Annotated in this window: 23 protein-coding genes and 1 pseudogene; 2 read left to right on the top strand and 22 right to left on the bottom strand. The window is 47.0% G+C overall.

What is annotated here, in order from left to right; translation table 11 throughout:
- Positions 1-47: 47 nt before the first annotated feature.
- The 15 genes and pseudogenes from NZ043_RS21840 to NZ043_RS21770 all read right to left on the bottom strand — a co-directional run bounded on the left by NZ043_RS21840 (position 48) and on the right by NZ043_RS21770 (position 15127).
- The gene (locus NZ043_RS21840) at positions 48-1985 is read right to left on the bottom strand and encodes an LTA synthase family protein (protein ID WP_339309219.1); all 1938 of its coding nucleotides are present in this window, start codon (positions 1983-1985) and stop codon (positions 48-50) included.
- 115 nt (positions 1986-2100) lie between these two features.
- Positions 2101-4449 (bottom strand): putative PEP-binding protein, encoded by a 2349-nt coding sequence (locus NZ043_RS21835; protein WP_339309218.1) that lies wholly within the window; start codon positions 4447-4449, stop codon positions 2101-2103.
- A 262-nt stretch (positions 4450-4711) separates the two neighbouring features.
- Positions 4712-4894: pseudogene (locus NZ043_RS21830) on the bottom strand (fibronectin type III domain-containing protein); the annotation flags it as partial.
- Between the two features lie 87 nt (positions 4895-4981).
- Positions 4982-5299 (bottom strand): hypothetical protein, encoded by a 318-nt coding sequence (locus NZ043_RS21825; RefSeq protein ID WP_289392186.1) that lies wholly within the window; start codon positions 5297-5299, stop codon positions 4982-4984.
- A gap of 134 nt (positions 5300-5433) precedes the next feature.
- Positions 5434-6900, bottom strand: coding sequence for an AraC family transcriptional regulator (locus tag NZ043_RS21820; RefSeq protein WP_339309217.1), 1467 nt, complete (start codon positions 6898-6900; stop codon positions 5434-5436).
- A gap of 304 nt (positions 6901-7204) precedes the next feature.
- Positions 7205-8209: an ABC transporter substrate-binding protein gene (locus NZ043_RS21815; protein WP_091031442.1), complete on the bottom strand. Its 1005-nt coding sequence runs from the start codon at positions 8207-8209 to the stop codon at positions 7205-7207.
- A 178-nt stretch (positions 8210-8387) separates the two neighbouring features.
- The gene (locus tag NZ043_RS21810; protein ID WP_289392184.1) at positions 8388-8762 is read right to left on the bottom strand and encodes a hypothetical protein; all 375 of its coding nucleotides are present in this window, start codon (positions 8760-8762) and stop codon (positions 8388-8390) included.
- 22 nt (positions 8763-8784) lie between these two features.
- Positions 8785-9447, bottom strand: a complete 663-nt coding sequence (locus tag NZ043_RS21805) for a 3'-5' exonuclease (protein WP_091031447.1) — start codon at positions 9445-9447, stop codon at positions 8785-8787.
- Between the two features lie 61 nt (positions 9448-9508).
- Positions 9509-9817: a histidine phosphatase family protein gene (locus NZ043_RS21800; protein WP_339309216.1), complete on the bottom strand. Its 309-nt coding sequence runs from the start codon at positions 9815-9817 to the stop codon at positions 9509-9511.
- The gene (locus NZ043_RS21795; RefSeq protein ID WP_339309215.1) at positions 9814-10086 is read right to left on the bottom strand and encodes a histidine phosphatase family protein; all 273 of its coding nucleotides are present in this window, start codon (positions 10084-10086) and stop codon (positions 9814-9816) included. Before NZ043_RS21795 ends, NZ043_RS21800 begins: the two co-directional genes overlap by 4 nt.
- Complete coding sequence (locus tag NZ043_RS21790) at positions 10083-12305, bottom strand: class I SAM-dependent methyltransferase (protein ID WP_339309214.1); 2223 nt, start codon at positions 12303-12305, stop codon at positions 10083-10085. The genes NZ043_RS21795 and NZ043_RS21790 overlap by 4 nt, the downstream gene beginning before the upstream one ends.
- 30 nt (positions 12306-12335) lie before the next feature.
- Positions 12336-13169: an aminoglycoside phosphotransferase family protein gene (locus NZ043_RS21785; RefSeq protein ID WP_091031452.1), complete on the bottom strand. Its 834-nt coding sequence runs from the start codon at positions 13167-13169 to the stop codon at positions 12336-12338.
- A 13-nt stretch (positions 13170-13182) separates the two neighbouring features.
- On the bottom strand, positions 13183-13773 hold the full coding sequence (locus tag NZ043_RS21780; protein ID WP_339309213.1) for a GNAT family N-acetyltransferase: 591 nt from the start codon (positions 13771-13773) through the stop codon (positions 13183-13185).
- Between the two features lie 8 nt (positions 13774-13781).
- Positions 13782-14228: a RidA family protein gene (locus NZ043_RS21775; RefSeq protein ID WP_339309212.1), complete on the bottom strand. Its 447-nt coding sequence runs from the start codon at positions 14226-14228 to the stop codon at positions 13782-13784.
- The gene (locus NZ043_RS21770; RefSeq protein ID WP_339309211.1) at positions 14225-15127 is read right to left on the bottom strand and encodes an AraC family transcriptional regulator; all 903 of its coding nucleotides are present in this window, start codon (positions 15125-15127) and stop codon (positions 14225-14227) included. Before NZ043_RS21770 ends, NZ043_RS21775 begins: the two co-directional genes overlap by 4 nt.
- A 127-nt stretch (positions 15128-15254) precedes the next feature.
- Here NZ043_RS21770 and NZ043_RS21765 point away from each other — a divergent pair, with 127 nt between their 5' ends.
- Positions 15255-16544: a Gfo/Idh/MocA family oxidoreductase gene (locus tag NZ043_RS21765; protein ID WP_339309210.1), complete on the top strand. Its 1290-nt coding sequence runs from the start codon at positions 15255-15257 to the stop codon at positions 16542-16544.
- A 170-nt stretch (positions 16545-16714) separates the two neighbouring features.
- Here the strand turns inward: NZ043_RS21765 and NZ043_RS21760 are convergent, their stop codons facing one another.
- The gene (locus NZ043_RS21760) at positions 16715-17059 is read right to left on the bottom strand and encodes a hypothetical protein (protein WP_289392176.1); all 345 of its coding nucleotides are present in this window, start codon (positions 17057-17059) and stop codon (positions 16715-16717) included.
- 124 nt (positions 17060-17183) lie between these two features.
- On the opposite strand from NZ043_RS21760, the gene NZ043_RS21755 reads away from it, so the two are divergent.
- Positions 17184-17606: a hypothetical protein gene (locus NZ043_RS21755; protein ID WP_133384455.1), complete on the top strand. Its 423-nt coding sequence runs from the start codon at positions 17184-17186 to the stop codon at positions 17604-17606.
- 199 nt (positions 17607-17805) lie between these two features.
- Here NZ043_RS21755 and NZ043_RS21750 read toward each other — a convergent pair whose 3' ends face one another.
- The 6 genes from NZ043_RS21750 to NZ043_RS21725 all read right to left on the bottom strand — a co-directional run bounded on the left by NZ043_RS21750 (position 17806) and on the right by NZ043_RS21725 (position 26040).
- Complete coding sequence (locus tag NZ043_RS21750) at positions 17806-20979, bottom strand: bifunctional cytochrome P450/NADPH--P450 reductase (protein ID WP_339309209.1); 3174 nt, start codon at positions 20977-20979, stop codon at positions 17806-17808.
- Positions 20980-21277: 298 nt separating this feature from the next.
- Positions 21278-21832 carry a glutathione peroxidase gene (locus NZ043_RS21745; protein ID WP_339309208.1) on the bottom strand — a complete coding sequence of 185 codons (555 nt, stop codon included), beginning with the start codon at positions 21830-21832 and terminating at the stop codon, positions 21278-21280.
- Between the two features lie 214 nt (positions 21833-22046).
- Positions 22047-22772 (bottom strand): LUD domain-containing protein, encoded by a 726-nt coding sequence (locus tag NZ043_RS21740; protein WP_133384452.1) that lies wholly within the window; start codon positions 22770-22772, stop codon positions 22047-22049.
- Positions 22762-24282: a LutB/LldF family L-lactate oxidation iron-sulfur protein gene (locus tag NZ043_RS21735; RefSeq protein ID WP_133384451.1), complete on the bottom strand. Its 1521-nt coding sequence runs from the start codon at positions 24280-24282 to the stop codon at positions 22762-22764. The genes NZ043_RS21740 and NZ043_RS21735 overlap by 11 nt, the downstream gene beginning before the upstream one ends.
- A complete protein-coding gene (locus tag NZ043_RS21730) occupies positions 24279-25007 on the bottom strand; it encodes a (Fe-S)-binding protein (RefSeq protein WP_133384450.1) in 729 nt (242 codons plus the stop codon). Before NZ043_RS21730 ends, NZ043_RS21735 begins: the two co-directional genes overlap by 4 nt.
- A 271-nt stretch (positions 25008-25278) precedes the next feature.
- On the bottom strand, positions 25279-26040 hold the full coding sequence (locus tag NZ043_RS21725; RefSeq protein ID WP_339309207.1) for a DeoR/GlpR family DNA-binding transcription regulator: 762 nt from the start codon (positions 26038-26040) through the stop codon (positions 25279-25281).

Here is a 26040-nt window from a genome sequence, read left to right as displayed (position 1 = left end):
TTTGAACTGGTGACGTTTTTGATCTGACCTATTGCAGAAAAATTGATTTATGGTGCACGTTTCGGTAACAACTTCACATACTCGTCAGACAGTTTCATCAGGCTGAGCACATGTTCATAATCGGCACGATACGGTTCCAAATCCGTTACTGGCTCGTATGTCTTCAGCGAATAGGCTGTTCCATCGTCAAAGCCCGCACCCGGGATAAACATGATGTCATCGTTGACAAATGAACCCGTCGGCAAGTAATACCGGATACCGAAGGCATTGTGGTCCATGTTGAGCAAATCATGTCCGAAGGCAGTGAATTTCTCATCCTGGAGCGAAACTCCCATCAGGTTCATAATCGTTGGCAACATATCCAACTGACCGCCTGGCTGCTCAATCAATTGCCCTTTGGTCTGTTTCGGCGTGTGAATCATGAACGGGATGTTGAATCGACTTACTTTACCGTCATACGGGACGCCCAGATTGGCCTGAATCTGCTGTGTAATCTCTTCGTCAGCAGGCAGACCAAAGTGGTCTCCGTAGAGCACTAAAGTAGTATTATCCCATAATCCGTTCGCCTTCAACTCATTAATGAGTTGACCGATGGCATAGTCCGTATAGTTGATTGCTTGCAGATAATCGTGAAGCAATTTGTTCGTGATGGTCGCAGGAATCGTAATTCGTGCACGATCAGCGGGAACCGTAAACGGCGAGTGGCTCGATGCCGTAATGAACTGAGCATAGAACGGCTGATTCGCAGCCTGATGCGCAGTCATTTTTTCCACACCTACACGGTACAACTCTTCATCCGATGGTCCAAAGTCATTGAATCTGTCATTCTCGAAGCTGGGCTTGTCGAAGTAACGAGTGAATCCGAGTGCCGGATACATCTTGTTCCGGTTCCAGAAGGTAACGTCATTGACGTGGTACGTCTCGGACTCATATCCTTCTTTCCCCAATAACTTGGGAAGACTCGGCAGTTCGCGGTCACTATACCCTGCTGACATGGGAACAACTCCGGTTGGATAGATAGACGTGTTCGACATGAACTCCGCGTCTGATGTGTTTCCCTGTCCGATCTGTTGGAAAAAATGAGAGAAATAATAGCTTTCTTTGGCCAGATCATTCAGTACCGGTGTTAACTCCTGACCGTCTAATGAAGCATTAATCGGGAAATTCTGAAAGGACTCCAGTTGCAGTACAATCAGATTGCTGCCTTTGGCCTGACCAAAATATTTGGCTTTCACGGCTGAGCCGTTACTTGGTTTATCCTGATACGGATATTTGCTAACCAGCTCATTGATCTTAGCAATTGTTTCGTTAATGTTACCATTCGCAATGGCCTCATTCTCTTTGCTCGTCAGAATGGCAGACGATACCTGATAGTTCAGGAAACCGAGATTCTCCGCCCGAACCAGTTCGTTATCAATCGTTTCACCTTTGACAATAAAACTGCCAGACAACACGATGCAGAATGCAGCAGTAAGCGCAACGCCGAGCTTGCCCCAGTAACGTTTGCGAATTCTACCAAACGTCAGACCGCTATCGCGGTAACTGCTATGGTTACGCCCGCCAGCACGTCTACGCATAATCAACCATATTGGCAATGCCAGTACGATGTCTGCAAAAAACAGAAAGTGCTCCGGTCGTACCAGTGGTCCGATACTTCCCCGTACTTGGGCAACTTGCCCCAACTCACTTAGCGCGGTATAGGTGGGTACCGAACTGAAATGAACGTTATACAGCGTAGCCGCGAACAGCACCAGAGAAAACAGAACATTGAATCCTCCGTATACTGCTCGCTTCCAGCCTTTGGGCACGATCAGATCCAGCAGGCATACCACAGTTAGTGCGCCTAATGCGTCAGTTAACAGACCGATGCCGGACAGACCCTGGAAAAAGAAATACCGCAGCAGTGACAGCTTCAGCAGCATAAGAATGAATAACACGGCGAATAAGGTCCGTGATGAAGTTCGTTCATTTTTGGAATTATACATGGTCGCTTTCAACCCTTACCCTGAAATTTTACGTTCATTTTACAAAACGCATATTTCAGTATAACAGTTTTCTGGTTGCTATTCCATGGAAGTTCCGTGTAGGACGGGGTGAGTGTTACGCAATTGTGGATATATCTGCATTCTGAGTGTTCGCGCCCTCTCTCTGTTCCTTAATGGTTGCTTGTGCAGCAGCAATTCGTGCATAAGGGATCTGTGCAGGCAAACAGCTTACGTAATCCAGACCAATGCGGTGGCAGAACGTAATGGACTCCAAATCCACCACATTTTCTCCGCAGATCCCTGTCTTCAGATGAGGTTTTCGAATTCGACCTTGGACTACCGCCATCTCAATCAGTTGTCCGACTCCCTCAATGTCCAGCACATAAAATGGATTATTCGTTACCGTACGAGAGTCCGTATCCAGTTGAATGAATCGCTTCTCAGCTTCATGGCGACTATATCCAAATGTCATCTCTGTCAGCTCATCCGTGCCAAACGAGAAAAAGTCAGCCTGGCGAGCAATGTGAGTCGCCGTCAGCGCCGCTCTCGGAGCTTCGATCATCGCCCCCACTCTATAGAGACAATGCCGCTTCTCCTCACCAAGCACTTGGTCAGCCACATGATCCACCAGATCTCTCATCACCTGAAGTTCATGCACATGACCGATCTGCGGGATCATAATCTCGGGACGTACCCACCAGCCTTGCCGGATACCTTTCACCGCTGCGCGAAAAATCGCTTCCAGCTGCATATCAACGATCTCCGGGAACACCGTACTCAGCCGACAAGCCTGTTGCCCCAATGTCGGATTATGTTCATGCAATTCACTGACTCTGCGAATTACACGTTCCAGTTCCTCCAGTTCAATCTGATGGTCTTTTTGCTCCTGCCACTCCTCTGCTTGTAACCACTCACGTCGTTTCTCCAACACTCCCCAATCCGGTAGCAGTTCATGCAACGGCGAATCGAGCAAACGTATCGTTACCGGGTATCCATCCATCGCTTCGAATATCTGTTCAAAATCAGACTGCTGCATCGGCAACAGACGCTCCAAACCACGCCTGCGTTCGGATTCACTGTCTGCCAGGATCATTTTTTGTACAAATGGTAACCGCGCAGGTGATAACAGCATGTTCTCCGTCCTGCACAGACCTATTCCCTCAGCCCCCAGTATCCGTGCTGTTATGGCATCTTGTGGTCGATCAGCATTGGCCATTACCTTCAGCTCTTTCACTTCATCAGCCCAATCGAGCAGTAGTTGCAGATCTGCTGATAAAAGTGAATCTGAGTTGTTATAAGCTGGACATTCATCATTAGTTACTGGAAAATTTCCAGTGCTCGCTTCGTTGATAGAACTAGGATTTGTGTAAAGCTTCTGCACTTCCGTTATATGCGCAGGTTGGATGCGAAGAAGTGCATCCTCCTTGGTGATGAATCCTTCATGGACAAAATCCACGGTACTCCTCAGTGTGGCTGTGGAGGATAATCGTGCGGGCTGGGTCTGCACAACATACATCGCGCCGGCTTCAATCACAAACGTGATTTCCTGCACTTCTCCATTACGCGTCTCCAACTGGTCTCCAATCTCCTGCAAACTTGTGTACAGCTCAGGTTCGTCATTCCGTAAACGCCCCAGACCATGATCTGTTTGGCTCGCGTTCCCAGTTGGGACGTATTGTCCATTGATTCCCCTTTCTCCTGTAAGTGGACTGCGCGTATACATTGTTCCGGTACCGCTTGATTCTCCACATTTTCCATGCATCATCGTCTGTATAAGAACAGGAGCGCTTTGCTCCGAAGAGATGTAATATGATTTACGCATGATCTCGTCCTGAGATCTGGATGCTTTACTACGCTGTGAATGATATACCGCACGTACTGCTTCTTTAAATTGAATTTGAACATCTTGAGGAAAAGGGTTCCTCCCCTCCCCTTCGATTAAATATTTAAATTGTGTAATGGTTAATTCAAGTTCCGTTTCATCCCGACCCTTGACATGACTCGATATTTCTGTGAAAAATTCAGACGGAATTGCATACACCAGCTGTCCATATTCCTTTAAATAATCTAGATAACATTGGAGTGCATACAACCGATCACCGGTTTGACGTGCGAGTCCTTCCACAGTAGCATCATTAAGACCAACATTGAGCAGTGATCGTGTTGCTGATGCTCGATCCTGGTCCGTACGTACCGCGAGTAGTAGCGGGTTCTCCGAATGTCCGAAGAACTTCCCTGTTTGCTGTTCCAGATGCCGGATCGCGTTAATAATCTCTTCCTCTCCTTCACCGGAAAGATGTCCAAGACGGGTACAGAACTCGCGACAGCATTCCGTTGTGACCATAAATCCGGCTGGGACAGACCACCCTGCATGGATAAGTTCTGCAAGATCAGCCCCTTTACTGCCCATTATCCCTTTCATCTCTGCCGTACCTTCTTCCAACAGAATTACCCGTTTTGTCATTACAGCTCTCCCATCCGCCATTCATGGCTATGCTTGAAGACTTCAAACTCTGCGTTACAGATCAGCCTTCATTCTAATGGTATGTCACAATCGTTCAGTCAAGGACATCCGCTTTTGCATTTTGTGCTCGTTATCCAGTTTTTTTGTAAACGCTACACTAAAATAAGATGAAACAAGCCTTTCGGGTAGTTGCATTGGCTCATTCATCACTGTGAAGCAAAAAGAAGCCCCTTTAGCCTAAGCTAAAGGAACTTCATATTTTTTAGTATTCACTTACCTCAAACGTCAGCACCCGATCAAACAGGATATAATCCTTCCGACTCTTAAAAGGTCCTTTGTTATTGTCGTGTTTATCGATCGCATACGAAGCTTTTCCGCTTCCCGCTTGCTTGGCTTCATACCAGTCGATGAAATCATTTACTTCTTTCATGCTTAGGTCGAATTCTGGAATTTTATTTTTTATTGGATATAAAAAGAGCCCAAGAAGAAAAAACATCTTCTTGCGCTCCTAAATTGTAAAGTGATGAATTTGCTATTCCCATTCACCTTTTTTGACGTAAGTTGCATCATAAGCAACAATTACATTCGTTTTATCTGTTACCTTTTGTACATCATCGAAAACAACTTCTTCTTCGCCGTAATCTACTAAACTCGAATCAACTTTTTCGAAGATCCCACAATCCTTCACATAAATTACATCTGGATGGTTAGAATCATATCTTAAGCTTTCAGGAAGATCTTCACCCGAAATTTCATGCGATTCGGCGACCGCAGTCGTCGATATTGCTGTAACAGGAATCATCCCAATAACAGCTACTACTAAAATTGAGGCCCAGATTTTTTTCCGCATAGGAAGTTCCTTTCTTGAATCTCTATTTTTCCTATATCATACAGTAAATCAGATTAGTGGAACATTTTTTTGATTTTGCTTCGAGTTTAATTTAATTATTGAACCAGCTTGTTTGTAGTTTTAGCTCCCATCCCTCAAGCCATAAACCGCAATATATCCTCAATCTTCTTCCCATGTGAGATCACACCGTAGTTCATCCAGCTCATAAAATCCACCTCATACACATTGCCACTCTTCACCGCAGGCAGGCACTTCCATTCGTCGCTGTTGAGCAATTCGCGCTCATCTCCAGGTTTAGCAGAATTTCCAGTGTCAAATGTAATCAACAAATGATCCGCATGAAGCTGACTTAACTGGTCCAATCCAATGAAAATCCTCCGCTCGTGTATTGTCCATTGCTGCACACGGGAGTGCGGAGTCAGTCCAAGATCCTGATAAATTACAGGTCCGACATAGCCCTGCTGATCCCCATAGAGAGTAATATCCGACGCGGATATACGCAAAAAAGCTACGGTTTCTCCACGCATATAACGCGATAACCGACTCTTAGCCTCTGATGCCTTGTCCTCATAAGCACCAATTACATCTTGAACCCGATTCACCTTTCCCAATACATCGGCTGTCGATCTCAAAATGGAGCGCCAATCTTCTCCCAGGTGTTCCACGTAAAACGTAGGTGCTACCTGCTCAAATCGGTCCAGATTCCATCGATCATGTCCCTTGTTCAACATGATAAAGTCCGGTATATTGCCCACATTAAATTGAGCATCCTGCTGGCTCACATCGAATTCGGGTACATCATCCAATCCCAAATAATGCTGTCTACCCCAAGAATGATGGGAGCATTGCAGTACAGGTTTTACGCCAAGAGCCAAAACGAAGTCCTCCAGATACGGAGCAAAGACACGAACCTCTTGACGGTGATGACGGCGGTATAACCCAGGTGAAATACCAGCATATTGCTTGAAACGGCGACCAAAATAATACTCGCTGCTAAATCCCACATTTTGAGCAATTTCATGGATGCGATCATCCGTCAGCTGCAATAGTTGCTTCGAGCGTTCAAGCCGAACCGCATTTACATATTCAAGCGGGAGCTTACCCGTAATTTTTTTGAATTGCCGAGTGTAGCTGGCTCTTGTTAGACCAATATCTGCTGCGAGCTCATCCACGGTTATGGTCTGATCATAGTGGTCGCCAATATAACGAATTGAACTTTGAAGACGGGCACGGTCATCGGGTACTTCTGTTTCGGGGACACTATGGCGAAGCAAGGCACGGAACCACTCCTGGAAACGAAGCTGTACCTCCCATTGCTCCAGCCAATCGTCAGTGACCTGTTGACGCAGTATTTGTTCCAAGGCTTCCAGACAGGAACTCCACGGACTGTAGCTGAGTTGCATAAGCGGTAATAATGTCGGAGAATCTGGACTTTGGGAAATTTCCTGCTGCTCCTCCGTGTTTCTTCTATACAAAGCATTCGAAGTCTCTTCGCTTAACTCAGCCACCATCAGATCAAGCTTATAGTACTGCAATTCACTTTCTGTCCAAGGCGAACCTACTATTTTAACGGATGTTCCAGCCGGAACAAACATAATCATTCCTTTTTCCAGATGAGATTCCCGATCTGAGCAAACTATTGAACCTTTCCCAGACGTTACAACAAATATGGAGTGTGAAGTCGACATTCTGTATAACAAACGTTTATCGATATGAGATTGATGGTGATCTACGTATTCCATATGCTGAAGTGAGCATAGCCAGGGCTTGGGGATCAGTTGTATTATGGTGTGGCACATGTTCATCGTCCTTAACTGAGAATTATTATCATTTAAAAATAGTGTATACGAAAAAAGAAAGCTCTTCAACCCTGGCTGAAGAACTTTCTTTAAGTAATCGATTCAATTATGGAGTCATTTTTTCCAAAATATCATCTATTTTCATGGAATTCGCTGTAATCGCACCTGATTGCCAATGTGATCTTTCCATGATGTACACCTGATTGTTCTTAACGGCCGGAAGAGATTTCCACAATTTGCTGTCAAGTACCTTCAAGGCTTCCTTGTTCTCAGGAGAAGACCATTCTCCATTGGAAGGGAAAATAATAAGATGATCTGCATCAAGTTGCGGCACGGCCTCCTCAGACAGAATTTCCTGATATTCTTCCATCTTGCTAACCAGAGGATGTGGTGTTAGACCAAGCTCGGAATAAATAAATCCGGTAAATCGATTCTTCACACCGAACAACGCCAGTGTGTCATCGTTAACATTCAGCCGGACAACTGCGACAGTCTCGTCTCCAACCGCTTCCTGCAACTTCGCCTTAGCATCTGCAATCTTGGCCTCAAATGCCGCAGCAACTTCTTCACCCTTTTCCGGTTTCCCTACAACATCGGCAATGGTTTTCAAAACTTGATTCGAATCCTGCAGTACGCTCTCAGGCAGACGATACGTCGGTGCCACCTTGGAATACATCTCATATTTCTCCGCATCCGCTCCACCATCTACAATAATAAGATCCGGATTATATTCCAACAAAGCCTCAATACTCCCTGTAGTATCAAATTTCGGAACATCCAGTTCTAAATAATCCTGCACGCCCCACATCGGATTATACCACTGCACGACTGGTGTAATATCGAGCGCCTTCAGATAATCTTCCACATATATTCCAGCAATCCGCTGTGGCTGAACCGGAATCGTCACATCTCCAAATTCATCCTGTACAACTCGTGTCGCAGGCTCTGTCTCGTTTCCAGAAGTATTTTCTCCAGAAGCTGCACTTTCAGTTTCAGTTGCAGGAGTCTGTTCCGCATTCGTAGCGGTATTTGTACTACATCCTGAAATAACCAGACCCATGAGCAGTAATGTAATTGTCCACCCTTTGAAACCTTTAACTAAACCTACCATGTTACCCTTCACCCCTATGTGATCTGTTGATGTAACCGTGAGAATGTTTCACATATAATGATTATCATTCTCATCGATTGCTTAGGTGAATTGTACCTTATGCCTCAGCCGACCCACAATGTACATTTGATGCTGTTTTTTTATACAAACGAAAACAGCCCTGTTGGTCCTCCCCCGCTTATCGCAGGGGCAACCTGCCTTGACGATAACTTTCCAACAGTTCATTAACAAATGGTTCATGTACCACATCCTGTAACAGTGCAGCGCCAATTAAACCGATATCATCACTTACATACCCCGCTAACTCAGGTTCGCCGGTGAGAGCTAAAGTTTGTTTGAAAGCCTGTTCCCTGCATGCGCGCAGCACCTCTTCTTCAGCCACCGCTGTAACTCGAGCCCATCGTTCAAAAGCTTGCATCCACTCGTCAGCAAATACAGAGGCATCCCTTTCGTCCAGGTAAACTTCCACATCCAGTCCTTCGAATGTCTGCTGGGTCAGAATCCGTCCCTCGTTAAGATCCAACAGTAGCTTCTCCACATCCGTTCTGCTCATTGATCTCTCCTCCAGTTCCTTATCATGTCAGATACATCTCTGGTATAACGAAACGTTTCATCATCTGCTTGGGATCGGCAGTAAAATGATTCAATTGAAGTTTCTCATATTCGCTAAGAATACATTCAAAGATATCAGCGATCACACTACAATCTGCCAAAGCATTGTGCCTGTGAATTCCATCTGTATTCAGATCATAATACCCAATCAGAAAATCCGTTGAGACGACCTCGGTAATCTCAGGATGAATATAGGTAAACATCGCTTTTGTATCCAGCACCGGGTTGGTCAACATCGGGAGGCCATACTCATCACAATGCCGCTTCAAGATGGGCAGGTCATACTCATATCCGGCTTGTGTCACCAGGACGTTATCCCCTATGAATTCCTGAAAGGTCTGAAATGCTTCTACAAACGAAGGAGCTTCCAACATATCCTCATTCGAAATGCCTGTTAACTTGGCCACAGGTTCTGGTATAGGTTTGTTCGCACGTGCAAGTGAAGAAAATGTTGTATTACATTGTTGACCTCTCTGGTAATGCATCGCACCAAATTGAGTCACACTCTCCACCACAGGATTAATGCCTGTCCCTTCGAGATCAAATATGCAGTACATTCTATCCTGTAATGAAGATACGCTTAGATTTTCAATAAAGTATGTATCAGGCAAAAGCGTAATTTTCATCCGTCCAACTCACTCCTCTCCACTATCATTCTGGTTAATACATTTCTCATATATAACTCTCTCACTCCCACAATCGGTTGACCTGGACCAACTTGCGCGTTCCATCAAACCGCAACTTATAGATATCCGGCATCGTAGTACTTTCCCAGAAATCATAACCGTAGGAAGAATCATAGTGTTGTATAATAAGCGTCATGACATCTCCATGGGTTCCGATGACTACCTTGTGACCCACATGTTTATCCAAAATTTTCTCGATCGCCGTTACTGCTCTTAAGCGAGCCTGTTCACCAGACTCTCCTCCAGGATACGCATACGTAGGATCACGGTACAATCGTTGCTTGGCTTCACGAAAATTATCATGCCTCACTCCGAACTCGATAACTGGCGTTCACGCAGATCTTCCTCTGTCACCACAATTCCACCTGACCGATCTGCCAGAATCTGAATCGTATCCACCGCTCGCCTGTAAGGGCTAGAATAGAACAGTTGAATCTGCTCCCCATGGAGCAGACTGGCAACCGTTCCCGCATCTTGATGACCTTGCTCTGTTAGTCCACGCTCGCGTTCCTGTCCTTCAACATACCGTGACTCCGCATGTCTAACAAAATACAAAACCGTGCTGGCCTCGCTCATCATCCATCCGCCAATCCTTTCTTCTTCTCAATGACAATCAGGCAGGTACTGTCTGGCAAAGGCGCAGGTTCTCCATCTTCCCTCATAAAGATAATTCGTTCACCTAGTGCCTCCGTGTAACCCTCCTGAAGGAAATGTCGTAACGTAATAATGTCGGCTTGTTCACCCAGCGCTTCTCGAATACAGTTCTCATAGGCTGTTGGCGTGAATATACCGAACTGCTCCTGAATTTCATGGACGTATGCCTCTTCCCCCCACGTATAGGTATAGAGAAATTCCATCGCATCGTTGATCGGCAATACGACCTCATTGTCTGAGACCCGCTCATATTGAATTGCACGTCCCTGAAAATCCTCTGCATACCGCTCCAGCCAGCGCATCCCATCCGCTTCCAGGAAACGAATACGGCGCTTCTGTGTCTCCGGTTCACTCATGATGCCATCCCGAATCAGAATTCTTCCTCCAGGTGACAGCACACGGAATGAACTTCTCAGCGCGGCTACAACCGTATCGGAATTAAATCTTCGACCGTCCAGTTCAATATATGAATATAATTCATGCAGAATGGATGAAAAAATAACCGTATCCACTGTGCCTGGCTGCACATATTGCTCCAGTTGCAGGGCATCGCCCTTCATCACTTGCCAGCGATGTCCCTCACGTTGTTTTTTGCGTTCCAGCGCTTCAATGACATTGGCTGAGATATCGATACCAATCGGCTCCACTTCCGGTTTTTCCTGCTCAATCAGATCCAGTAGAATCCCTCCACCTGGACCGATATCAAGTACCCGTTTACCAACGATATAGTCGAGCAGTACTTTTTTATAATCACCGGAGCTGTTCATATCGGACAAATACGTCTCTTCGTTGTGGAAACGGTCATAGGCATCCCGGCGCAATCCGAACAGGTCAAATAACAGCAATACAGCTTTCTCGTATAATGGTGACTTTTCCGCTTCGATACAGAATGCAATCAGCTTCTCAGCCGCTGGGGAAAATTCGAAGGTCACAAACAGTGTATCGGGCAGATCCGCATGACGCTCAATGCGATGTGTTAGATGGGGATAGACGATCTGCTCCCCTGCCGTAATCTGTTCCCATGTATACTGTTCCAAATATTTTTCAATCATTCGTTTCTTGTAAATATTGAGCTTCTTGACACCCTTGTAGTCGTAATACATCGTATTCATCAATGGTTCGAAGCTAATATGGCGAACGATTTCAGATCGACTCTCCATAAATGTTGGATTCATACTTTCGCTGCGAAGCGCCAACAGGAACACCTTCACCATCTCCTGCAACGAAAAATCCTGCATGGCCGACTCCACATACCATAATGTGCGATGAGCCAGTGGAGCCAGCGTCTGTTCTAGATCCAGTTCCGTTTGGAGCTTGGCGTAAGCAGTATCCATAGCTTCTCCCTGCCGAATGGATGAACTTCTTAAGCGGGATAACCGTTCCTTCACGCTCCAGTCCTCATGATCCGGTCCAGCGATAATCCAGCCTACAATTCGCTGTACCTCAGCCTGAACCTGAACCCATAACGCTGGATCAACGCCTGCAATAATGCATTCATTTAATGCCATCAGTATGGTGTGCAGTTCATCTGTAGTAAGCCATCCTTTGACGATTAAGGCGTGAAGCGGAGCATTCTCGGCAAATGGAATCTCACCGCGTATGTATTGACCAATAAGTCCATGTGTAGCAACTAGAGTACGTATAATCTCATGCCTTGGAGTATGTGTATTCAGCGCATCATGCTCGCTTATATCCGCATTGTTACTTTGAGCACCACTCGGAGAAGCAGGTTGATATATACTCGTCTCCTTGGTCTTACCGATGTCATTATCCAGGTGCTCTGCCCCTGCGTATAGATCATATAACTGAGCGGACCCCACATTATGTACAAACAGGTTAACGCCCTGCTTTTGCCATACCCGCCGCTGCTCCCGAGATCCGGCCTTCGCCGTCTCTGACCAGATTAATACGTCCTCCAGAATTTCTCGCACCCAAAAAGAAACCTGAAGCTCCTCCAGTACGTGAAGTGTACGCTCGGTGTAATCCAGTACCGGATTTGTTCCCTCAAGTTCGGCAATGGAATGAATGCGTTCGAGGTTAATATGGGGCTTCTCCGCTGCTGCCAGCAGTTGCAGCCATTGCTGCTGGGCTTCCGGCGTGTTACCTGACTTGTATGATTGTATGGCCTTTAATGAATGCAGCATGAATATGTCCCCTCTCTTTCTCTACCCTTTTTATATAATATAGTTAGATTCGTCTAACCGACGAATACGTTCCTGAACAAACTTGAGCAGCTGTTCCACCTCTTGAGCAGGCAAATCCTCGTCAAGACGCGCGGCAGCAACTGGCAGCATCCAGGACTCTATTACTTCACGTGTAATCCCGGAAAGTTGCATATAATGATGGATGTAATATTCGACCAGCGATTCACGAGCCGTTTCAAAACCCATTCGTATAGCAGGATCTGTATCTTCCGGTAATGTGCCGCTCATTAATATTACCCAGCTTCGAGCCACATCACCCGCAGGATCACCGGACATACCAGTCATCCAATCGATGACCCAGTATTGATCGCCAGCCTCACTGAGCATAACATTATCAGGGTGAAAATCGCCATGACAGATCTGCTGTTGATCAGGCAATGTTGTTAAGTAAGAAAGGACTCGCGCTTGATCGTCCTCCGACAATAATCGAACATTGCGAATCGCTCCCGATAAAATCTGCTTCTGTAAGGGGAGCGTCCCTTCATCATCTCGCTCGCAATGAAGTCTGTAATGGCAGTCAGCCATTTTAAACGCCAGCTGCTCCAGCAACTCCGGTTGCTGAATGATAAGTGATAACAGGGTAATCCCCTGGATCCGCTCAAAAACAATGCCAGCACGCGACGTAGTATGTTCTATCAAGGATACTGCCTGTGGGACGGGGAGTCCTTTTTTGTATGCCAACTCACTTATTCTGAATTCATTCTGGACGGCTTCGTGAGGAAAATCCATTCGATATAACTTCATAATGTACTCGTTCGAATACGTATAGATCTCCGCAGTTCTTCCCTGACCGATTCGCTCCATACCTGTCCTCCCTTTACCCAAACTCACTGCCTCTGACTTTGGAGAAAACCATACAATCGACCAGCGTACCTGTACTGTCACGCCGCATCTTGCGCAATATACCTTCCAGCGTATAACCCGCTCGTTTGGCTACTTTGGCACTTCGCACATTGCGGGAATCACAGCGGATCTCCAGCCGGTTCGCCTCCAGATGAGTAATGGCAAATTGCTCAATGCCTTTTACCGCTTCTGTCATCAAACCCTCACCAGTTCGCGATGATCGAATCCAGTAACCGATCTCAAAACAGCGTGCATTCCAGTCAATACGATGTAGCCCGCTGCTACCTACGAAATCATCCGTATGTCTATCTCGCAAATGTAACATCATGTCGGTACGTTCCAGATATTTCAGCCTTGCTTTGCGAACAGTCACTTCAGACTCTTCCAATGAAGGGATTTTCTCGGCAAAAGGTAACCACAACCGCAGCTGCTCCGCACTCTCACGGACCGCTTCATTAACGGCTGCGCCATCCCCCCACTGCGGTGCTCGAATCGTGAGGCGTTCCGTATGGAAGCTCTCGGGTATCGTTAACATGATTGGATTAAATGAAGACGACTCTGCCATCGTTATACCTACTCCTCCACTTGAAATATGGAATCTATGATCAGCGGCAAGTTGTCCCTCACAGAAACTGCACCGAATACTGAACGGGCGTGTATCCCCTGATCCCCAAATACCTCCATCATCAGATCTGAGAATCCATTCAGCACCTTATGATGCTCCTGATACGAAGCGGACGCATTGATAAAGCCCTGCACTTTAACCACTCTCTTCACCCGATCCAGTGAACCCAGCACATCTCGAACGACAGCGAGCACCTCCAGTCCGGCGTTTGAGGCAAATTCATATCCCTGTTCTGTTGTGAAGTCTGATCCCAGTTTGCCGCGTTCAGAGGTATCCGGTCCTTTCCCGGATACATACATGATTCCATTGACAATAACGGCATTGGCATATTTTGCTGCGGGCGCGCTGGCCTGTGGTAAAATGATCCCCAGTTCATTTAATCTTGCTTCAATCATTTTATATTCTCTCCCTCTTTTATGGTCCTCACGGAACCCGATTCCTTGTATTCCTGTCGGTAGACTCTTGGTGATACCTGAACGGTACGTTTGAACATCTTGCCAAAATGAGAGAAGTTACTGAACCCCGCAAGCCAGGCGATGTCCGTGATGGATTCTTCACTTTCTCGCAGTAAACGCTGTGCTTCCTTCACCCGTAACAGATTCAGATAATCACTGAAGGTAAACCCCGTCGTTTGTTTGAACAATCGACTCAGGTAATGCGGACTAATACGAAACATGCCCGCCACCTCCGGTAATGTCAGTGGTTTCTGATAGTTCTCATTCAGGTAACGTACAACTGCTTGTGTCTTGGGATGAAGAACCGGCTCACGATCATCGGAGCATAACCTGCCCAGATGCTGATTCCGATAGGCATGCAGCAACAATTCAATAGCCCGGTGACGAAGCAACAGGTTGCTTCCAGGTTGAGGACAAAGCATTTCATCCACCATTTCGCTAACCATCCGTTCTAGAACCTCAGTGACTTGAGATGGAAACCTTACAATAGGAATCTCCCAGCCGAAGGGCTCCTTCAAGGCTTCAACTAACTCCGCGGAAATAGCTATGGCTGCAAAAAGCTCAGGCTTCAAATACAGCACCATCCGCTCATGGTCAGGCATGCCACTCTCCAATGTTTTATGAACCGTATTTCGGTCAACAAACACCAGATCACCAGCCTTTACCCGGTAGGTCCGGTCCTTAATAAAATAGATACGCTCGCCAGACAACAGGTAATACAACTCATAATGATCATGCAGGTGGTCATCCGTCATCGAGAAGTATCCAATGCGACGATCATATTCGATATGTAGTAAATCCGTGGGATCATGAAAATCTGCACTGAAAGGTTCTGTCATGTCGGCCTCTCTCCTTTCCATAAATTATAGCAAAATATGCGGCATTTGAAAGCGGTTACGCATAAAATGCGGCGAAAGAAGTACTCCCTTGTTATAGTCTAGAGCTATATTCAAGGAGGCGATAGACATGAGTAACAAGAAACGTTATGTATTAGTCGGAACCGGCGGCCGCGCTGAATTTTTTTATGGTGCTTTGACCCGGGATTACAGGGATACATCCGAGCTTGTCGGCTTTTGCGATATAAATCAAGTCCGTATGAACTACGCTAATCAACTGTTAAAGGAAAAGTACAATTATCCCGAGGTACCCACCTATACTGCAGATCAATTTGATCAGATGATTGAGAACGAGAAGCCTGACTATGTCATCGTAACCAGCGTTGACCGCACCCATCACAAGTACATCATTCGTGCGATGGAACTGGGTTGTGACGTTGTCACCGAAAAACCGATGACCATCGATGAGGAGAAATGTCAGGAGATTTTGGATGCCGTCAAGCGGACTGGCCAGAACGTCAGAGTAACCTTTAACTACCGTTATGCACCGCACCATACTAAGATTCGGGAACTTATTCTGAATGATACCATCGGGAAAGTTACTTCCGTTCACTTCGAATGGCTGCTGAATACCCGCCATGGGGCAGATTATTTCCGCCGCTGGCATCGGGACAAGCGTAATAGCGGCGGACTGCTTGTGCACAAATCCACCCATCACTTCGACTTGGTGAATTTCTGGATTGGCTCACAGCCAGATACCGTGTTTGCATTTGGTGATCTGATGTATTACGGCAGAGAAAATGCAGAAGAACGCGGTGTAACGCAGTTCTACAATCGGGCAACCGGCAATCCGATCGCGAAAGAAGATCCTTTTGCACTGCATTTGGATTCGGATGCTCATATGAAGTCCATGTATCTGGATGCCGAATCAGAAGATGGTTATCAGCGGGATCAGAGCGTATTTGGGGATGGCATCAACATTGAGGATACGATGGGTGTTCTTGTGAAGTATCGGAACAAAGCGATTCTGACGTACTCCCTCGTCGCCTACCAGCCATGGGAAGGTTACCGCATTGCCATTAATGGCACCAAAGGTCGGATTGAGATGAACATTGTGGAGCAATCCTATGTCAATTCATTGGGTGATAAAAGTAAGGAAGGTGCATTGATCGGTAAAACATTGCGGGTTCTTCCAATGTTTGAGGCGCCATATGAGGTTGAAGTGGAAGAGAAAGCAGGTGGACATGGCGGAGGTGACCCGGTTCTGCTGAATGATCTGTTTGGAGAGCCTGTTGAAGATCCGTTCCATCGCGCTGCTAACCACGTGGACGGTGCCAGATCCATTTTGACGGGTATTGCGGCCAATCGCGCCATCGCGACGGGCTTGCCTGTCAACGTCAATAATCTGGTTCGTTTCTAGGTCGCCCAGGTCGTTACCATATACGCCAAAAAGCGCAAGTTGCGAAGGCTTACTGCCCTGCACTTGCGCTTTTACATCTCAATATATTCTGTTGCTGGTATAAGTAAGATCATGGCCAATTTGATTGGAGAAGAACCCTCCCTCTGGTTACAGAGGAAATGTCTTTCCTTTTAGACCTTCCGGTTCCACGCCGGGTGACGATAAAATTCAATCGTATCAATATAATTTACGGTGAACTGCTGTTCCACATCCGACAAGTTCAACAGTTTGCGGTCGATTTGCTTCATCCCCATGACCACATCGTGCCTTAGCAGGTCCATCGCAATTTTCCCTACAAACCCGCCTTCCATCTCCTTATGCTTGGCACGGAACTCTTCATTGTAGATCAGTTCAGGTGTGAATGCCGCTTCAACGAATGCATTAACGAGCGTAAGCTCATTGCCATCCATCTGTACTGCCAGATAATAATTGCCACGCTCATCCTGAATGAGGTCTTTATACATCTCTACGATCATTTGAATCACTCCTCTATTATAAAATGAAACCCCGTTAGCCGTAACGAACATGGGCTATCAAACGTACACCTTCCTACCCCGTTCCTTCATATACTAGGTATAAATGGCGAACGGAGGAATACTTATGAGCTGGCAGCATCTCCATACCGGAAAAACACTTCAGCAGCGCCTGGCAGAACTCCAGGGGCACCTGGCAGAACTGAATACTCCACTCTCCGGGTTGGAACCGGGACGTATTCGTCGTGTCTATCCAAGGCAGTTTATCAAAGTAAACCGCCAAATATTCATTCCACTTAGTCTGAATTCCATTCGGGTATTCGATATTCCTCGTACCCGGCGAGGCGTCAGAGTCGGAATCCGCACGACTTTCCCTTCCTGGAATGCATTTAACAATATCAGACTTGTGGGTGTGGGACTGGATTATCTTGAACTCCAGGGAAAAGGCAGAGTCCCTTCCCGTATATTATTTCCTCTCTCCAGCGTTGAGTCAATCTATCGGCCAACCACCGGAAGAAAAAACCTGAAACGGCCTTGTAGGCGGAAGTAAAGCTGGTTCTTTTCGCAAGCCATACAATGCTTCCCGAATGTCTGCATACGGGTGCTCCCTTCCAATATATAATTATAACCCATGCAACCACTCCTCTGCTGAAGAATCATTTTATGTCAAAAAGCGGTGAGAACAGAACTGCTTCTGTATCTCACCGCTCAGCCAGTTACGGATCAAGCTGACCCTTCTCATGTATACATCAGATGCCTGTCCATACGTCCTTGGCATAACGACCTTCTTGCTGAAGCTGATTAAGCCAATCTTCTGCTTCCTTCGCGGATTTGCCATGAATATCAGCGTATGCCTGCTGGAGTGTAGCTTCCACATCAGGTGCCATCTTGCTGCCGTCACCGCAGATATACAGATGCGCACCCTCTGCAAACAAAGGAATCAGATGACGGGCATCATCTCTCATCAGATGTTGTACATAACATTTCTCTTCCCCATCCACTCGGGAAAATGCCGTATGAAGCACGACAAGCCCTTCTTGCTGGGCTGCCTCCAATTCATTTTTGTACAGATAATCATGCTCTGGATTCCGGCATCCAAAGTACAGATGGGCTTCGCCAACCTCTTGACCTTGTTCCTTCAACACATGCCTTGCTTGTATAAAACCTCGGAATGGAGCAACACCTGTACCCGGACCTACCATGATAACGGGAACCTGTGGATCTTCCGGCAGTTGGAAACCGGATTCCGGTGTCCGCGTGAACATGACGATCTCGTCACCCGCTTTCAGGTTAGCCAGATAGTTGGACGCAATGCCTTTGTATTCTCCCTGCCCACTCCATGCCGGGGCACGCACCACACTCACCGTAATACTTGCCTGGTCAGGCTGAACACGCGGTGAACTGGAGATCGAATAATATCTGGCTTTTAATGAAGGCAGTAATTCCAGGAAACGCTCAAACGGCAGTTCACATGCCTCATATTTCACCAGATAATCCAGCATGGAGATCCGTTTGTTCCGAACTTGATCCATATACACCGATTCATCAAGCAGCGCTTCAAGTTCCTTCTTATGCGGTGGACATACCGTGTATGCTGCCATTTCTCTCAACTGTGCACGAGTTGCCGCTTCCTGAAGCTCAACGCTATGACTGAGCAGATCATACAGGTTCACCGGTTGATGCAGCGGCAGATGCGCGGCACTGCGACCGGATGCATCCAGAACGAGATGCTCCGTTCCGGTAAATCCATATCGACGCAATACACGTTCCACCAGTTCCGGTGGGTTCTGCGGCAGAATGCCCAGATGATCCCCTTCCTTGTAGGTTATGCCTTCAGGCAATTGGATCTCCAGGTGACGTGTGCTGCGTTCACTGCCCGCGTCGTGAAGCTCCCTGTTCTCGAGTACTTTTGCCACATGGGCATCATACGTATCCGCAAGCGGTGTTACGGCGAGCCCACTGACAAACTGTACAGATAGTGAGCTGCGTTCGCTATTGGAGCTTGTGTTTAGCTTCAGTCCCATCGTTCGTGCGAGATCCGGCCATAATTGCTCTGTCCAATCCCCTACCTGTTTCTCGAAATCTCCGCTAGCATCTGACTCACCCAGCGGTGATAACCGCTCTGCTCCTCTGGAAGATAACTGTTCATCTATTAAACGCGGAATACGCTGATAGGTGCTGGCCCAGTTGTGGTCACCGCATCCAAGAACAGCGAAACGCACACCTTTGAATTCATTGGCATCCGCATGTTCGATCCACTCGACAAACATCTTGGCATTACTTGGCGGCTGACCGTTATAGGATGCACTGACAATAATGACGGCACCCTCCTTTGGCAGTTTGCCAACACGATCATCCAGCGCAGCGACCTCACTCCGGAAACCCTGATATCTGGCGGTATCCGCAATTTCACGTGCAATGCCTTCAGCGGTACCCAGATTGGAACCGTACAGAACAAGCATCGGTGTGTGGTGGGCATTTGCTGCATCCGGCTCCGTTCTTTTGGCAACCGGCTTTGGTTCTTCGACCGCTACACCCGGAACGGCCATGACTGGCTGCCCCCCACGCGCACGTACACGAATTGTGAAGTTATCCGGTTTAAGCGTCAGCGTTTCTTTCACCTTTAACTGATAATCCGAATGATCTATGAAGTCAAAATGCTTCAGCACCATGCCCAGTACCAGCGTTGCTTCCTGAAGTGCAAACTGCTGACCAATACAGGCCCGTTGACCATTACCAAAAGGTTTATAGGCATCATGCGGCACTTTGCTCGGATCTTCGAACCGTTCCGGGCGGAATTCCTCTACGTCATCTCCCCACGCTTGGCGGTCGCGATGCAGCTTGGGAATAAGCACACTGACGCTGTCTCCTTTTTGCAAAGGATATTGACCCGCAAGTACCGTGTCCTCTTTTGCATACAGAGAAAATGCCGGGGCCGTCGGCCATAACCGCAATGCTTCATTCAAAACCATACGAACGTACTTCAGATTGCGAACCTGGTTGTACGTGGGAACCGGATCTTTCAGAATCTGATCCACTTCTGCTTGGGCCTTAGCCAGCGTATCCGGATTCTTCATCAGATAATAAACGGCGAAGGATAACAGTCCACTTGTGGTCTCATGTCCAGCAATCAGGAATGTAATAATCTGATAACGGATGTTCTCATCATCCAGTGTTTCTCCCGTTTCCGGGTCCTTGCCGCTGAGCATGTGGGACAACAGATCATCTGCCCCTTCCTGCGGTTTCTCTTTGCGCTCGGCAATAATGTGATCCACCAAGGAGAACATGGAACGGATATCCTGTTCAAACTGTTTCTTTTTGGTGATCATCAGCTTGTCTTGCAGACGCAGTCGCTGCAATGAACTCATGGATTCATCCAACGCCCGAACCATGCTTGTAATGAATGGATGTGGTTCCTCCCGGTAGAAGCTGTTAAACCGATAGTTGAACCCACACAGGCCAATCGTGTCGAGCGTAAGACGTGTCATATCATCCGGAACGTTAACCGTCTCATCCGGGTTCAATCGTGACCATTTCTGAACCAACTGCACAGCCAGATCAATCATTTTGTTGTGATATCCCTGCATGGCACGTTGACTGAAACTTGGCAGCAGTACGTTATGGGCTTTTTTCCAATTCGGTTCCTCGGTCCAACTCGTAAATAGCCCATCTCCTGCAAAAGCACGAACCTTCGCAAGGGGTGCCCACACACGTTTGTCGAATTTGGATTCATCTGTTACCTCGGCGACCAGTTCGTGACCTGAAATATACAATTCACTTCGCCCGGGGTACTCCATACGAAAGATCGGTCCATACTCTTCAGCCAGTTTCACCAGGGATTGCACCGGCTCTTCAAAGTTCAATTGCGGCAAATTGCCCAGTGGGCCAAATGTTTTCGGTTGAGGCACTGAAATTGGTGGCATGACACTCACTCCTTCTTTCCAAGTTAAGAGTTCTACAACTAAAAAATAATGACTTGATTTACAGACGCGATTACACTTACTCTTCAGATCAACAGATTCAAGTTATTTTTTGCAGTTTTTCATATTTCATCCAGATAACGATAAAACCATCAAAGAACTAACTGACCGAAATGGTATATTGGTCATTTTTGATTAAAAAAAATGGAGGACTTCGTTATCTCTTTTACCCTAACATTTCCAGTTCTAATCTTCAACAGTCCCAAAGTCATAGGACCTCAGGACAGGGATTAAGGTATACTTATAATTTCTTTAACAGAATTTGAATAGCCGACTCCATCTCTGATGGAGCAACTGTCGTTTCATAACGGCCATGGACGTTCCCACTGCGGTCAATCAGGAATTTGGTGAAATTCCATTTGATCCCGTCTCCTTGATACAATTCTGGATGCTTCTCCTTCAAAAAGGTGTCCATCCACTGTCCTTCTTGCGTATCCAGATCATAACCTTTAAACGGCGCTTCTTCAATCAGATAACGGAACAAAGGATGCATCGATTGCCCAACAACCTCGACCTTCTCCAATATCGGAAAAGATATCTGAAATTGACTCCTGCAATACTCGGCTACCTCAGCGCTACTGCCAGGTTCTTTCTCGTTAAACTGGTTGCATGGAAACGCCAGAATCTCCAGCCCCTGTTCACCATATTTCTCATACATCTGCTGAAGTTCACTGAATTGCTGGGAGTAGCTACACCGACTTGCTGTATTCACAATAAGCAGAACTTTCCCTTTAAAAGCAGAAAAATCACCTTCGTGGCCACCCATAAACGGAACTTGGTAAGAAAATATACTCATCTGTATTCATCCTCCTCTTTCTCTTTTGTATCTCATATGAATTCTATCTTGAGATGGATTATACACCTCTATTGTTAATAGGTTAAATATATAATTAATATAATCTTAATAGTTTCTGACTATAGTAGACAAATAAAAAACTGCCCTCAGCAGACGAATTCTGCATCTAGGACAGTTATCAAAATCATGATGCGCCATCACGTTCAACACACCGTTAACCCATAATTAAACCATATACAATGCCTGGTCCGTGTACCCCAATGGTTAAATCATTTTCAATATCGGAAGATCGGCTTGGCCCTGAAATAAAGTGGATGCCTGCTGGAAGGTTTTCTCTTCCCGCTTCGTCAAATCGATCCAGCGTCTCACCCAGTCTGGTGTACAGTCGATCTACTGGAATAATGATGATGAGTACCGTAGGCAACAGACTCACTGAACGACCTTTTTCCGGTGAAGAAAGTACAGTGACCGAGCCTGTGTATGCTGTCGCATAATCTGCCATGACCACACCGATATCCGCCTCAGCTGCCCGAGCCTTCCAGTTCTCATCCGCCTGACTATTCCACACTGAGATCTGCACATCCGGAAGCTGCTCTTCCAATCCGAGATCTTGTAACGCCTGTTCATTCTGGCGAATGATATATTTGGCACTCAGCTCATGAGATTTGGTGGCAATAAATCGGGACACTTCTTCCATGTTTTGAACCCGGGCAATGTGTGCGCCTACACTAACAAAGTTATCTGTAAATGCTTGAATACGCTTCTCTTCATCCCATTCCAGCCCAGTCCAAAAGTCGGGTGCTCCCCGAAAGGGTTGGGTTGGCGCATGTCGTTGCCTTGGTCTTCTCAATTTCGAAGCAATGTCATTCATGAACTGCTCCTGTTTCTCCATGGACTTCTTCTCCAATTGCGCGAGCCATTGCTGATGTTCAGTTACCATGCTTAGTACCCTCCCCTTCTTCTCGTTCACGAATAATCTGCTCCATACGGCTGCGAACGGAAGAATCCATGGCGGGTTGCTCCTGGTTCAGTTCCTGATCCAGCTTGTTCCATTGTTGCCGGAAGGATTTCTTGGCGAGACTTGGGGCAACCCGATAATTGTTCCAACCTTTGAGAGGACCCAACTTGAGAGAAATGCCGTTGTTGCGTACAACTGCCTTCTGCCCGATCTGTCCCAGGCGTATGGCCGCACTGAAACGTTTGGAATTGGATACAACAGCGGCAAATCCCTTCATGCCCATGCTTTCCATTTTGTTACCATGGCCGTCTTCCACTTTACGCCTGCGTAAATAAACGAGCATATCATGCAATGGAATTTTGACCGGACATGCTTCATAACAGGCTCCACACAGACTTGAAGCACCCGCAATATCGTTCCATTCATCAATGTTGCCATTGAGTGCAGGTGTCAGTACCGCGCCAATGGGACCACTGTATGTCCCACCGTAGGCATGACCTCCAATATGACGATATACCGGGCAAGCATTCAGACAAGCACCACAGCGAATACAATTCAGCAACTCCTGGAATTCAGGATCACCGAGCTGAAGAGATCGACCGTTATCCACGATAATAATGTGCATTTCATCGGGTCCATCTCCATCCGCTGTACGACGCGGACCTGTGATGCCTGACATGTACATCGTCAGTTTCTGACCTGTTGCGGAGCGTGGCAACAAGGTTGCCATGACCTCCAGATCCGTCCACGACGGGATGATCCGCTCCATGCCCATCAGTGTAATCTGCGTTTTCGGAACAGTGGATACCATACGGGCATTGCCTTCATTTTCGAACAAAACCATGGAACCCGTCTCTGCAATCGCAAAATTGCAGCCGGTCATGCCAATATCCGCTTCCAGGAATTTCTCGCGTAACTTTTTACGTACAAATCCAGCGAGCACCGTTGTGTCCGGCTCCAAAATTTCACCTGCTTCCTTGGATAACAACTCTGCAATCTGATAGCGGTTCTTATGGATGGCTGGAATGACAATATGAGAAGGGGCTTCGCCTGCCAACTGAATGATATATTCACCCAGGTCAGTCTCGATGGCTTCAATCCCCGCCGACTCCAACACATGATTTAGATGTACTTCCTCCGACACCATCGATTTGGACTTCACCACCGTAGAAGCCTGCTTGTGCGCCGCAATATCCAGCGCAATCGCCGCTGCTTCCACCGATGTATCTGCAAAATGAATATGAACCCCGTTCGCACGGGCGTTATTCACAAATTCATTCAGATAATAATCCAGATGCGCAATCGTATGCAGACGAATCTGACGGCCACGCTCTCGCCATTCATCCCAGTTTCCATGTTCTTCTGAGGCAGACTTCTTCCCGTTACGCAATCGTTCTGTCGTGAATTTGACCGCTTTACGCAGAAAATCATCATTCAAGGCCAGTCCGGCACGTTCTTTGACCGTAGTATCCATAACTCCCGGTTGGCTCATCCTGTTTGCACCCCCTCATACAGTAGCTCCGCCAAATGCATCACACGCACCGGTTCATTCCGATAACGCAGATTACCTGCGATATTCATCAGACAGGCCATGTCCAGACCAACCAGCACTTCAGCTTGTGTCTCTTTGACATGATCAACTTTCTCCGTCACCATCGCTCCCGAAATATCGGACATTTTAATGGCAAACGTACCCCCGAACCCGCAACAATCCTCAGCGAATGGAAGTGGAACCAATTCCAGACCTTTTACTTGAGAGAGCAGCGCCATCGGCTCATCCTTTACACCAAGCAGACGGCTGCCGTGGCAGGATGGATGATAGGTTACTTTGTGCGGAAAATGTGCGCCCAGATCGGTTATCCCGAGTACCTGAACAAGGAATTGAGTAAACTCATAGGCTTTGGCTTCCAATCGTTTTGCCTTTTCCAGCCACACCGGTTCATCCGCGAACAGTTCCGGATAATGATGAATCATATACGTACACGATCCGGATGGACAGACTACAAAATCACTGTCGTCAAACGCTTCAAGAATCGTCTTGGCCGCTACCCGAGTCTCATCCCAGTACCCGCTATTGTAGGAAGGCTGACCGCAGCAGGTCTGAATCGGCGGAAAATCCAGCCGAACGCCATGAGCGGCGAGCAATCTGACCATGGCTTCCCCCACTCGGGGATAGATGGCATCGCTGAGGCAGGTAATGAATAAGGAGACCTTCATAATTACACGCTCCTATTAACTGATTAGTAGATAAATTGACTAAGAATATTTACACTGGACACTCCGATGACAGAATAACCTTCCGATCGCTGTTATCCCCAGATTTTTTAATTTACTTTTTAAAGGGTAAAATCCGGGGATAAAGGCGCAGTATATGCTTCCGATGCAGCTTTCTTTCAGAAAGCTTTTAGCTTCGCTTCTTCAAGTTATTTCTGTCCTCTCCGTTACGTGTAAATGTTTAGTTCAATTTATATAGATTAAATCTGAAAGATTAAACCGTGATGATACCAATATCGTATCCGCTCAAACGTTCTGTCTGTTCAGCCTCCAATGGCTGATTGGTAATGATCGTATGGACTGCATTTAACCCGGATACTCGGGCAAAAGCACGGACACCAAATTTACTGGCATCTGCAAGTAAGATGACTTGATCGGATATGCCAACCATCTTCTGCTTCAGCCTTGCCTGGAGTTCATTGGATTCACTGATTCCGCCACCTTCGAGATGTACACCTTTGCACGACATGAACATTTTATCCACGTGATACGTTTCCAGAGAACGCTCCGCGAGCGGCCCAACAAAAGACAACGAGCGAGCTGCCAGCTGGCCCCCTGTTGAGATGACTTCAACCTTGTCACGGCTGCTGAGTTCAGTGGCGATTTGGATCGAGTTGGTTAAAACCGTCAGCGGGAAATCCGGCATATTCGCTGCCATATAACCTGCCGTTGTGCTCGCATCCAACAGAATACGATCACCCGGATGAATCATCGCCAGAGCCGCTTGTGCAATCCGCTTTTTCTCTTCCGCATGGGTTGTCTCCCTGATCCGGTAAGGGATCTCCGGTTGATCTTCCTTCACACTCACTGCACCACCGTGAGATCGGCGCAGTCGTCCTGCCTGTTCCAGCCGATCCAGGTCCCGCCGGATGGTTTCCTCTGTCACCCGGCAGCGCTCACTAAGCTCGGATACACGCATACTGCCCTTTTCATTCACCATCTCCACAATCCGGTCATACCGCTCGGCTGCCAGCAT

The organism is Paenibacillus sp. FSL k6-2145, assembly GCF_037976585.1.
Classification (GTDB): Bacteria; Bacillota; Bacilli; order Paenibacillales; family Paenibacillaceae; genus Paenibacillus.
Note: the sequence above shows the minus strand (reverse complement) of the source record. Positions and strands in the feature narration are given on the sequence as shown.